Below are 12,632 nucleotides of genomic sequence, written 5' to 3'. Positions count from 1 at the left end.
GGGCATCATTCACTAAAAACATAAAAAGGGGAGTGTATTAAAATGTTCAAATTTTTAGAGGAGAAATTTGTTCCTGTTGCATCTAGAGTCGGGAACCAACGCCATTTAGTCGCAATTCGTGATGGCTTTATCGCCATTATGCCATTGGTAATTATGGGGTCATTAGCGATTTTAATAAACAACTTGCCAATTAATTTTTATCAAGATGCAATGAATGCTATATTTGGCGGCGATACTTGGAAGCAATGGGGCGGCAACGTATGGGGTGCTACATTTGCCATTGTATCACTATTAATCTCATTTACAATCGCCTACAACTTAACCAAAAGCTATGGGAAAGATGCATTAGCAGGTGGGGCAATCGGTCTTGCGAGTTATATGACATTCGCAACGTATGGCGAAGGTGGTTTAACAGGTTTAACGACAGGAACAGGCGGTATCTTTTTAGCTATCATTTTAAGTCTTGTATCCGCAGAAATGTTTTCTCGTTTATCTGGCAATCCTAGATTATTAATCAAAATGCCAGCAGGTGTACCAGATGCAGTAGCGAAATCGTTTGCATCATTATTCCCAGCAATTATTACAGTTGGTGTTTTAGCATTAATCCGTACATTAATTTCTGTATTATTTGATGCACCAGATATTATTGGTCAATTCTATACATTAGTACAAGAGCCATTTATGGGCTTAACAAACTCTTGGGTAGCAGCACTTATTTTAGCCTTTGTGCCAGCATTCTTTTGGACATTCGGTATTCATGGTGCAAACATCATTGATCCATTCATGCAAACAATTAACTTAGATGCAATCGCGAAAAACGTAGAGGCAATTGAAGCAGGTCAAGTAGCACCATACATTATTAACAAACCATTCTTCGATGCGTTCGTTAATATGGGTGGTTCAGGCACAACAATTGCATTAATTATCGCAATTTTCATTGTTTCACGTAAAAACAAACAATATAGCACAGTTGGTAAGTTATCAGCTGCGCCAGGGATTTTCAATATTAATGAGCCGTTAATATTCGGTTTACCAATCGTCTTAAACCCAATTTTATTCGTACCATTTATTTTAACACCAATGGTTAATGTATCGATTGCTTACTTCGCAACAAAAGCAGGGTTAGTACCAGCAGCAACAGTAGCAGCACCATGGACGACACCGCCAATTATCAATGGTTGGTTAGTAACACAATCCATTTCAGGTGCAATCCTAAGTATCGTTTTAATTGCGGTAGCTGTTCTGATTTACACACCATTCTTACTTGCAGCAAACCGTGCAGCAGCGAAGCAAGGTCAATAATAACAAGCGTCTAGCGGGTATTTTACATACCCGCTAAGAGCGCATCAATTTTGGAGGTATGAAATTTGAGAAGACTAGGTATTTCATTATATCCTGGACACAGCACATTAGAGGAAATGCAGCAATATGTACAGCTTGCACATGACAATGGCTTTGACCGCATATTCACTTGTTTAATGTCATTAAATAATGAACAGGAACGTGAAAAGCTAAAGCAAATTAACGCTTTTGCGAAAGGCCTAGGCTTCGATATTTCAGCCGATATTGCGCCAAACGTTTTTGAAGAATTAGGCTTAACGTACCGCGATATCGGGTATTTGAAGGAGCAATACCATTTAGCAGCGCTTCGCTTAGATATGGGCTTTTCGGGTCAAGAAGAAGCATTTATGTCGCTAGATGCTAGCAATTTAAAAGTAGAGTTAAATATAAGCAATGGTACAAAATATGTGGATAATATTTTATCCTATCAGCCAAATCAATCCAATATTATTGGCTGCCATAACTTTTATCCAAGACGCTACACAGGCTTATCGCGTGCGCATTTTTTAAAGACATCTCAGCAATTTAAAGACAACCATATTCGCACAGCTGCGATGATTTCATCACAGCATGGTAAATTTGGTCCATGGGAGCAAACGGAATACGGGCTACCAACCCTTGAAGAGCATAGATTTTTACCTATTACGGTGCAAGCAAAAGACATGTGGAGTACAGGTTTAATTGATGATTGTATCATTGGCAATATGTATGCATCAGAAGAAGAGCTGCGTGCTTTAGGGCAATTAAATCGCTATAAGCTTGAGTTGCAAGTAGAGTTCTCAGCTGAAACGACAGCTTTAGAGGAAAAGATTGTTTTAGAGGAACCACACTTTAATCGTGGAGATGTCTCCGATTATGTAATTCGCAGCACACAATCCCGTGTCAAATACAAGGCGGACGATTTCCCAGCACATGACACAGTACCTTTAACAGTAGGCGATATTACAATTGATAACAATTTGGATGTGCGCTATAAAGGGGAGCTACAAGTTGTATTGCAGGATATGCCGAATGCAGGCTCTAGCAATGTTGTAGCACGTGTCAAGGAAGAGGAGCGCTTCTTATTGAAGCATATCCAGCCTTGGGCATCATTTGGCTTTACAAAATAGCTATTTCAATAGGGGCTGTCTCAAAGGTAGGCGAATGCGCCACTTTTGAGACAGCCATTTGCTATTTTTCGATGCAAACAAGGATTTGAAGTCTATTTGTCGAACTATTATAAAGAATGAAATTTGATTTTGGCTGTTTAGGGTGAGAAGGTGAGCTTTCTGGACAGCCTCTTTTCTTATGAAGGGAGAAGTACATAGATGTATGTTTTAGCAATCGATGGTGGAGGCACAAAAACTTCAGCTGTAATATGTGATAACGCAGGGCGAATTTATGCAAAAGTAATCACAACACGCAGCAATCCAACCGCAATGAACACGCAGTTTTTTGAGATGACATTGCATGAATTAATGCAGCAATTGCGTCAACAAAATGAACAAATATTTCAAGAAGTGAGCAGCTGCTTTGTTGCGATGGCTGGTGTCAAAGAGCTATATGCGGAGCCAATCGTAGAAAAAATTCTTCGTCAATATGTGCACAATACAGCACTGATTACAATTGAAAACGATGCATTAGGTGCTTTATATGCAGGTACACTTGGACAGCCTGGCATTGTGCAAATTGCAGGCACAGGGGCAATTACATTAGGCTATGATGAAAATATGGAAATGCATAGAATCGGTGGCTGGGGCTATTTATTTGATGATAAAGGAAGCGGCTATTACATAGGAATGAAGGCATTAGAAGCGGTATTCCAAAGCTATGATGGGAGAATGCCAAGCACCTCATTAACAGCACCGATTTTACAGCATTTTGACGTAGATAATGTAGAAAAGTTAATCGCCTGTATATACAATGACGAGCATCCACGCACGAACATTGCACCGTTGAGTAAATATGTGATGGAGGCTGCTGACAATAGTGACGCAGTAGCGGCTAGTATTATGGAGGAAGCGTGTGTCGATTTTTATAAAGCAATTAAAGTATGCTTTGACAAAATGGTTTGGCACAAATCGAGCATAGAAATTGTACTAGCTGGAGGTGTTTTTACAAACATCGACTTCTTTATTACTAAATTAACGCAGCTTGTAGAAAATACATCGGTCACTTTTGAATTTAAAAAGGCGGTATTAGAGCCAATTGGCGGAGCGGCAGTTGGAGCTTTGAAGCAAAAGGGAATAGAGCTTGATCAAGAATTTGTACAGATATTTAATAGCTATTGGAAGGTGTTATAGCGCAAAAAAGGGGCGTCCGAAAAGTCATTTTGGGACGCCCCTTTGCGACGAGGAAGGTGACAATTTGCTCCTGCGATTACTCGTCGCAGTTAAAACCATTTGCTCCTGCGATTACTCGTCGCAGTTAAAACCATTTGCTCCTGCGGTTACTCGTCGCAGAAAAGCTCTATTGTGACCACCGCAGGAGCACAATTTTAATCAAAAATTGACTATGTAAAAAAGTGGAGCCATCCAGAAAGTTCACTTTCTGGACGGCTCCTTTTTTCTATTCTCCACCAGTACCGCCTTCGTTATCTGGCTCACTAGGCGTTGTTGGAGGTGTCACTTGTCCGTTGTTACTACCATCCTCTGTGTCTGTTCCTGGGTCAACAGGTTCTGTTGGTTCCTCAGGATTGCTCGGTTCAATTGGTTCAACCGGCACCTCGGTACTAGGCTCCTCCCAATTATCTTCCTCCTCAGGCTCATCTGGTAAGCCTTCGATATAAAGGGATACAGAAGCTGGTTCACTGCGTACATCATCTGAAATAGCTGTTACTGTAAATACATAATCATGACCGATTTCAATAGCTGGAATCGTGAAATAATTCGCACTTGATGTCGAAATAATAGCAGGCTCCCCACCATCAATTGCCATCGTTACTTCAAAGGTAATTGGTACAGGCGATTCTTCCTCAGTTGTTTCAGGTGCTTGATGCTCCCAAGTTAAATCGATTGCTTGAGCAAGGTCATTATAATTTGCCTTCAAATTAAATGGTGCGCTTAATTCGAGCTGCTCAAATGTATCTGATACTTCCTTCGGCTCTGTGCCTTTCACAAATAGCTCCGTCATACGCAAGTTTTCAGGTGTGAATTCACTTGCTAATTTTAACGGTGATGTACCAACTTCAACCGTTGCAGAAACAACAGAGCTTGGTTGGGTAAAGCGAGCTGTTTCAACAGACGATGATATCTCTGACATAATTGATTTAAATAAAGTTTGCGGTAAGCGGCGCTCTTCCCATGTTGTAATGGCATCAGAACGCTGCTCATAGCCACTCCAAATAGCAATAGAATAATTTGTTGTATAGCCAGCAAACCAAGAATCAGGAACGGCTGAGCTTGGTAAGTTATATTTCGAAAACTCATCAGCTGAATAGTTTGTTGTTCCTGTTTTACCTGCAATATCAAGTCCAGGGACATTAGCAGCAGTACCGGATGCGTTTGGCTTATTGCCTACAACATCGCGTAGCATATCTGTCACCATATAAGCGGTGTAATCGCTCATGGCAATGGTTTCTTTTGGTTTATATTCATCGGATGTTGAGCCATCTCGATAAACGATTTTTGTAATGGCATGTGGTGCAGTGTAAACACCATTATTACCCAATGCAGCATAGGCAGCTGCCATTTGAATAGGTGAAATATTGATGCGACCACCACCGATGGCGTCAGATTCCACAACATAATCCACATCGATACCTAAACGTGAAACAAAGTTTTTCGCTTTGTCTGTACCGACTGCCTGCAATGTTTTAACAGCAGGGACGTTACGTGAAGTGTACAGCGCTTGGCGTGCTGTCATCGTGCCTCCATATTTATTATCCCAGTTTGTAATCGTTTGGTTTGTACCTGTATATTTCATTGGCTCATCGACTAATGTTTGGCCTGTTGACCATTTTAAATATTCAATTGCTGGTGCATAGTCGATTAAAGGTTTCATCGTTGAGCCAGGTGCACGTGTCACTAAATCATAAGCATAGTTAAAGCCACGCTCCGCCCCATAATTACGTCCGCCACCAATTGCGCGAATTTCACCTGTTTTTGTATCAATAACAGCAGCCCCTGACTGAATTTTTTCCGTCATAAAGTTTGCATCATTATTCATAATAGATTCCACTGTTTTTTGAGCATTCGGGTCAAGTGTTGTGTAGACCTTTATTCCTTCTGCTAGTGCATCCTTATCCCCATTACGTTCCAACTCTGATAGCACAACATCAAGGAAAGCAGGGTAGTTTGTGACAGTCGCTGGTTTGCGTTCATCTTCTGGCAAAACGCGCTCTGCCACTGTTAATTTTTTCGCTTCGTCTGCCTGTGCCTGTGTAATTTTTTTATGCTGTACCATTAAGCTAAGTACAATATCACGTCTCTTTTCAGCACGCTCTGGATATTTAAATGGATTGTAAGCATTTGGGCTTTGTGGCATACCCGCAAGCGTAGCCATTTGGTCTAACGATAGTTCATTTAATGGCTTACCATAAAAATATTCAGATGCTTGCCCGAAGCCGTACACACGGCCTGACATTAAAATTTTATTAAAGTACATTTCAAAAATTTCTTCTTTAGAATATTGGCGCTCTAATTGAATCGCAAGCCAAGCTTCCTGCGCTTTACGCTTTAGTTTTTTATCTTTAGATAAAAATGAATTTTTGACAACTTGCTGGGTAATCGTACTACCACCCTGTGAACCGAAGCCATGTCTAAAATTGGCAACTACTGCGCCACCAAGACGCCATAAATCGATACCAAAATGATCAAAGAAGCGAACATCCTCTGTCGCCAAAATGGCAGAAACCATTTCATCTGGGATATCCTCAAATTTTACATACTTCCGGCTTTCTTGACCAATTGTAGCGAACAATTCACCATTAATATCATAAAACTCGGATGATACAGGGTATTTTAATAACTCTTCATTTAGTTCAGGTGCACTGCTTGCATAATAAGCAAATAGCCCAGCGCCACCTAAAAAGCCTAGCACACCGATCAAAACAATCGTTAAAACGATGCGCTTTAACCAAATTTTAAAGCCTGGCTGCTTTTTTTTCTTTTTTTGCTGTTGACGCTGTTTTTTTATATCTTCGCGTGTAAGTTTACGTTCAGTCACGTTTAATCTCCTCACTTTGAGTGTTTTCCATAATTGTGAAGCTTTCGCACACAAATTGTTGTACCGCCTGCAAATAGTCAATGCGTGGCTGGTAGCTTGGTTTGATTTCAATTGCTTGTGCTTCAAATTGTTGCAATGGTATCGATTTGCGCCCACCTTGCTCCATTTGCTGCCATGCGTTTTCCACGATAGGAAATGGTGTAATAAAATAGCGATCTAATCTTGAAAAACGAATAATAAAAAAAGCAATCCCTTTTTGTAGTATAACATTTTTCATATGTTCTAATTGGTGGGCATGTATATTTTTTAAAGGAAAGGATGTTTTATTTTCAGTTTCCTTTGCTTCAAAATCTAAATAATAGCCATTCCATACACCATTATAGTCCGTTGTTGAAGGCGTGCGGAAGTAGGCTTCACGAATGACAGCAGCACTTCTCGATGGGTACTCTACTTTGACGATTTGGATTGGAACAGGTTTCTTGTGAATATTGGCAATTTGTCGCTGCAAATAATAGCTATTCGTTTCGTTTAGGTCATCTTCTAATGTTTTACCACGATTACCGAAATTAATATCTTTTAAGGCCTGCTTCTTTTTCGGCTTTTGCACTTCCTCGTTACCCGCTTTATAAGGCTTTCCATTTGGATAGCGAATCATCATTTTCACCCTTTCGAAATGCATATTTTTAGCTTTTATTGTCTAGTTTTGCGATGGACAAGGATTTTTTAAACCTCTCTTGAAACAATAAAGTACCGATGAGAGGAGGCATACCATGACAAGGCTTCAAGCGCTTATTGCCAGTATTGAACAGGCAACACAATTGTTAGACACCGCAGTAGAACAACAACGTGCAATGCTCACCCTTCAATTTTCACAAAAAATCACAACAGCCTATCAAAAAGTAAGCTTAGCAGAAAAACAAATACAAGTAAAGAATGCACGTTCCCCTAATTGCTAGTGATTCCCAAGAAGATTTGGTACACTAAATATAATCAATAATATGTTGATGTAGTTTTGTCATATTCATTGGCGTTTCCATTCAGCACCCGCTGAATGGATAGCTATCATTATAATCAATTACGCCTTGGCGTAATTGCGTCAGAAGCTTTATTAGGATTCAGTGGGTGTTTGGACACCCGCTGAATGAAAGGAGCATCTTAGTATTTATCGCACCACCGCGTTTTCTACTGAATCATAATAAATATAACTTGAGGTGTACAATGCAGTTAATCGAACGAACATCCTATTTAATAACGCAATGTGAGGAAGCAAAAAACCGTTTCTTTCACATGCGCGAATTTAATTTACAGCCTGATTTCTTTTCAGAAGTAAAGCCATATGCAGATCATATTCATGAACAATTACAACTGTGGCAGCAGCTTGCAACGGAATGGCGCGTAAAACATCAGCCAAAATATATGCATACACAGCAAATTAACCAAGTTGTAGATGCGATGGAGCAATTTATTGTGCAGTCTTTTTATAAGGAAACGAGCAAAAAAAGATTTTTGCAATCAATACATTCTGTGCACTACACGCTCTCTACAATGCTACGCTATTTAAAGGAGGGGGAAATGAATGTACAACAAGAAGAAGACGATTTCTGAGCTATTGCAGGCATGGCAATATGATGAGGAGCTAAAGCAAAATATTCAGCATTGGCATACGCTAGAGGCACAGCCCGCTCGCTATGCAGATTTTCCTGAGAAGCTTCATCCCTCCATTCAAAAGGCATTGCATGCAAGAGGGATTGAACGGCTTTATACACATCAGCGTGAAGCGTTTGATTATGCAATGCAGCAGCAATCCTTTACCGCTATTACACCGACTGCTTCAGGTAAATCATATTGTTATCATTTGCCTGTTTTACAGACCATTTTACAAAATAAATCGGCACGTGCCATTTATTTATTTCCAACAAAGGCCTTGGCGCAAGATCAAAAATCCGATTTGAATGAGCTAATTGAGCTAATGGATGAGGATATTTTAAGCTATACATACGATGGAGACACAGCACCAGGCATCCGTCAAAAGATTCGCAAAGCAGGGCATATTGTCATGACGAACCCTGATATGCTGCATTCGGGTATTTTGCCACATCATACGAAATGGGTAGCCCTTTTTGAAAACTTAAAATATATCGTGATTGATGAGCTACATACATATAAAGGGGTGTTTGGTAGTCACGTGGCACATGTGATTCGCCGTTTACAGCGCATTTGTGCTTTTTATGGAAGTAATCCAACGATTATTTGCACATCTGCAACGATTCGCAATCCACGTGAACTAGCAGAAAGCTTAACAAATACAAAGCACGCATTAATTGAAAAATCAGGCGCACCTGTGGGCAAAAAAACGTTTATTTTTTATAACCCACCGATTATCCACCCGACATTTGGTGTGCGTAGAAGCTCAGTATTAGAAGTGCGCGATTTATCCGCTCGTTTATTTGAAGCAGGCATTCAAACAATTATTTTTGCGAAATCAAGAGTACGTGTTGAAATGCTCGTTACTTATTTAAAGTCATTGACAGCGAAAAAAATTGCAGACCATTCGATTCAAGGCTATCGTGGTGGTTATTTGCCAAGCGAGCGTCGTCAAATTGAAAAAGGCTTGCGCGATGGAACGATTCAAATGGTTGTCAGTACAAATGCATTAGAGCTTGGCGTCGATATTGGGCAGCTACAAGCATGTATTATGACAGGCTATCCAGGCAATATTGCCAGCGCATGGCAGCAGGCGGGGCGTGCAGGAAGACGGCAGGATGAAGCACTAATTATTTATGTCGCACAATCGACAGCGCTTGATCAATATGTTGTCAATCATCCTACTTATTTATTAGGAAGCGAGCCAGAGCAAGCGAATATTAATCCTGAAAATATATTGATTTTAATGGCACACTTAAAATGTGCCGCCTTTGAGCTACCATTTTCAATAGATGATACATATGGTGAGTTTATGGTACAGGAGCTGTTAGCTTATTTAGCAGAGGAAGGTGTCCTCGTTAAAACCTCGACGCAATGGCATTGGATGAGCGACCGCTTCCCAGCACATGATATTAGCTTACGTTCAGCTGCTCAAGAAAATGTCGTTATTATTGATAAAACAACACCGACAAAGACGCGTGTCATTGGTGAAATGGACACGTATAGCGCCATGACACTACTGCATGAGGAAGCCATTTATATCCACCAAGGCACACAATTCCAAGTAGAGGAGCTCGATTGGGAGGAGAAAAAAGCATATGTCACAGAGGTGGATGTCGATTATTTTACAGATGCTAATTTAGCGGTGGAGCTGAAAGTGCTGGAAGAGGATAAAGTGGCACAGCTGAAAACGACAACAGTAAGCTACGGCGATGTGGGAATTTTGGCGATTCCGACTATTTTCAAAAAGATTCGCTTCGGCACACACGATAATATCGGCTCTGGTCCTATTACAATCCCGCCGATGGAAATGCATACAAATGCAACATGGCTTTCCTTCGACTTGCCTGAAAACTGGTCAGAGGAAATGATGACAGACGCATTAAATGGGGTTGCGTACGCGATGCATTCCTTTATCCCGCTCTTTATTCACTGTGATCGTAGCGATGTATCTGTTGTGCCACAGGTGAAGGCGGTGCACAATGAGCGCCCAACCTTGTTTATTTATGATAGCTATCCAGGTGGCATTGGGTTAAGTGAAAAGGTGTATGATTTAATTTTACCACTTCTGGAGCGAACAATTCAGCATGTTACAAGCTGTCCATGTCAAAGCGGCTGTCCATCTTGTATTGGAGCACAAGACAATTTGAATGATGGGAAAAAGCGAGTTGTGCAGGTGATGGGAGATCTATTGGCAGAGATGATGTAAGGGAAAAGAGATTAATTACGGATAGTCGATTTACACGAAATAATTCGGTGTAAATCGGCTTTTTTAGTTTAACTTGAATTAGCAAGAGTCTTCTATTTCTCTAGAGTAAGATAAGCATTTTTAAGAAAAAGAGGGCTGCTCTCCTTCTTAATCTTCAACTGTGATTTTGTAAAATGTTAAAAAAATCAAATTTTTTTCAAAAATCTTTTATTTTTTAACCTAATTTTAACCTTTGCTTTATACAATGACTTTAGATAACAGCCAAACAAGAGAAAGAAACAACTCAATGTACAATTTAAATGATTTATTTTAACAATATAAACAATTATTTGATTGATATTAACATTAAATACCATTATACTGAGGGCATAGGCTGTTGTAACTAAAGAAGTATTATATAATTGGAAATTAATAGAATTTTGTTATTAATAATAAAAATTTTATTTTATCCAGTGTATTATTACATATTTGAGAAAACAAATTGATTTACTTTAAATATTCTTAACATTTATATAGCTAAGAATTTAATATAATAATAGAGAGTTGGATAACAAAGCTAGAGTACGATTGTACAATTTTTATCTATTAAACAAGCAGAAAAACCAAAATTATAATTATAGTAATGTGGTTTGATTTTGAATGAACAGGCTGTGCTTGTGTAATAAATCATCTGTAAAAGCCTTGATAGGTAGCTTCACTTTATAAATGAAATGGGGGTGTATGATATTGCAGACTAGAAATGTTGTAACCGAAGATAATGCATTTCTTTTTGAGCTATATGCTACTACGCGAAAGCATGAATTTTCAATGCTAGCACTAGATGAGCAGCAATTACAAGCTTTGTTATATATGCAATACGAAGCACAAAAGAGATCGTATCAAAATAAATTTCCACAAGCCAAGCATGAAATTATTTATCATGAGGGATTGCCAATTGGCAGAGTGATGACTGAAATTAAAGGTCAGAATATTCATTTAATAGATATTTCCTTATTACCTAATCATAGAGGGAAAGGCTATGGAACTAAGATATTAAAGCAATTACAAAGCAATGCAGCTACTCAGAGAGGGTCTGTTACATTGCATGTACTACAGGGAAATCCTGCTAGGCATCTATATGAGCGATGTGGATTTTACGTTACAGAAGAAATTGCTCCTTATATTGCCATGCGATTTGAATCATTTAATGAAGAAGTTGAATTCTCAGTGGAAAGGAAAGGAGGTGAAAATAAATGAGTGAATCATATGTAGGAGAAATTCGTATGTTTGCGGGGAATTATGCTCCCAAAGATTGGGCTTTATGTAATGGTCAATTACTTAGTATTGCAGAAAATGAAATATTATTTGCTTTAATAGGAACAACATATGGAGGGGACGGTCAAACTACTTTCGGGTTACCAGATTTAAGGGGACGTGTACCAATTCATATTAATCCACAGTACTCTTTAGGTGCCGTAGGTGGCACAGAAACAGTTACCTTAACTACGAGCCAAATGCCAAATCATACACATATTGCCCAAGCTACAACCGCTGTTGGAAATACAGCATCACCAGACAATATGCTGTGGGCAACGACGAGCGGATATTCAAACTATTCAAATGATAAAGATGGAGCTGGACATCCACTAACACCAGTTGCAATGAATGCAAATGCTAGCTCAAGTGTGGGCGGCAATCAGCCACATAATAACATGATGCCAACAGTAGCTATTTCTTTCATTATTTCGTTATATGGGGTATTTCCTTCCCAACAATAAAAAACTAAAAAGAAAGGAGGATTTAAATGGCAGAACCATATTTAGGTGAAGTTCGGATATTTCCGCTTAACTATGCACCAAGAGGCTGGTTATCTTGCGAAGGGCAAGTGCTTCAGATTCAGCAATATCAAGCATTATACTCACTGTTAGGTACAGTTTATGGAGGGGATGGTAGAACGACATTTGCTTTACCGGATTTGCGAGGGCGTGTACCAATTCATGTTAGTTCTTCATTATCATTAGGAACAAAGGCGGGTGAAGCGGCACATACTTTAACGGTGAATGAAATGCCGCAACATACGCATCAGGCTTACGGTTCATCTATTCCTGCAAGTGCTACTTCTCCTCAAGGGAATGTATGGGCTCAAAAGGATAATTTATACGCAACTGGCCCAACTGTAGCAATGAACCAGGCAGCAATATCTGCTACGGGAGGCGGGCAAGCACATGATAATATGCAGCCTTATTTAGCTGTCCGTTTTTGTATTGCTGTGCAAGGAATTTACCCATCAAGAAATTAAAGGAAGGGAGTGAGT

General features: G+C 39.6%; 11 protein-coding genes. 9 read left to right on the top strand and 2 right to left on the bottom strand.

Annotated elements, in window-relative coordinates; genetic code table 11:
* Nucleotides 1-42: 42 nt before the first annotated feature.
* The 3 genes from M3Z76_RS02510 (at nt 43) to M3Z76_RS02500 (ending at nt 3,623) form a co-directional block, all read left to right on the top strand.
* Complete coding sequence (locus M3Z76_RS02510; RefSeq protein WP_293920617.1) at nt 43-1,302, top strand: PTS sugar transporter subunit IIC; 1,260 nt, start codon at nt 43-45, stop codon at nt 1,300-1,302.
* Nucleotides 1,303-1,367: 65 nt separating this feature from the next.
* Nucleotides 1,368-2,450: a DUF871 domain-containing protein gene (locus M3Z76_RS02505; RefSeq protein WP_293920615.1), complete on the top strand. Its 1,083-nt coding sequence runs from the start codon at nt 1,368-1,370 to the stop codon at nt 2,448-2,450.
* 198 nt (nt 2,451-2,648) lie between these two features.
* Nucleotides 2,649-3,623 (top strand): N-acetylglucosamine kinase, encoded by a 975-nt coding sequence (locus tag M3Z76_RS02500; protein ID WP_293920613.1) that lies wholly within the window; start codon nt 2,649-2,651, stop codon nt 3,621-3,623.
* 265 nt (nt 3,624-3,888) lie between these two features.
* Here the strand turns inward: M3Z76_RS02500 and M3Z76_RS02495 are convergent, their stop codons facing one another.
* Nucleotides 3,889-6,486: a transglycosylase domain-containing protein gene (locus M3Z76_RS02495; protein WP_293920611.1), complete on the bottom strand. Its 2,598-nt coding sequence runs from the start codon at nt 6,484-6,486 to the stop codon at nt 3,889-3,891.
* Entirely contained in the window at nt 6,479-7,144 is a 666-nt protein-coding gene (gene recU / locus M3Z76_RS02490) for a Holliday junction resolvase RecU (protein WP_293920609.1), read from the bottom strand. Before recU ends, M3Z76_RS02495 begins: the two co-directional genes overlap by 8 nt.
* 112 nt (nt 7,145-7,256) lie before the next feature.
* On the opposite strand from recU, the gene M3Z76_RS02485 reads away from it, so the two are divergent.
* From M3Z76_RS02485 to M3Z76_RS02460, 6 genes are all read left to right on the top strand, one after another.
* Nucleotides 7,257-7,442, top strand: a complete 186-nt coding sequence (locus tag M3Z76_RS02485; RefSeq protein ID WP_293920607.1) for an endonuclease — start codon at nt 7,257-7,259, stop codon at nt 7,440-7,442.
* Nucleotides 7,443-7,704: 262 nt separating this feature from the next.
* Complete coding sequence (locus M3Z76_RS02480) at nt 7,705-8,091, top strand: YppE family protein (RefSeq protein WP_293920606.1); 387 nt, start codon at nt 7,705-7,707, stop codon at nt 8,089-8,091.
* Nucleotides 8,063-10,339, top strand: a complete 2,277-nt coding sequence (locus M3Z76_RS02475; protein ID WP_293920603.1) for a DEAD/DEAH box helicase — start codon at nt 8,063-8,065, stop codon at nt 10,337-10,339. The genes M3Z76_RS02480 and M3Z76_RS02475 overlap by 29 nt, the downstream gene beginning before the upstream one ends.
* 726 nt (nt 10,340-11,065) lie before the next feature.
* Complete coding sequence (locus tag M3Z76_RS02470; RefSeq protein ID WP_483310135.1) at nt 11,066-11,575, top strand: GNAT family N-acetyltransferase; 510 nt, start codon at nt 11,066-11,068, stop codon at nt 11,573-11,575.
* Entirely contained in the window at nt 11,572-12,096 is a 525-nt protein-coding gene (locus M3Z76_RS02465; protein ID WP_293920600.1) for a phage tail protein, read from the top strand. The genes M3Z76_RS02470 and M3Z76_RS02465 overlap by 4 nt, the downstream gene beginning before the upstream one ends.
* A 26-nt stretch (nt 12,097-12,122) precedes the next feature.
* Nucleotides 12,123-12,617, top strand: coding sequence for a phage tail protein (locus M3Z76_RS02460; RefSeq protein ID WP_293920599.1), 495 nt, complete (start codon nt 12,123-12,125; stop codon nt 12,615-12,617).
* The last annotated feature ends 15 nt before the right edge of the window (nt 12,618-12,632 follow it).

The organism is Metasolibacillus sp., assembly GCF_025291715.1.
Taxonomy (GTDB): Bacteria; Bacillota; Bacilli; order Bacillales_A; family Planococcaceae; genus Metasolibacillus; species Metasolibacillus louembei.
This window is presented reverse-complemented; position numbering and strand designations above follow the sequence as displayed.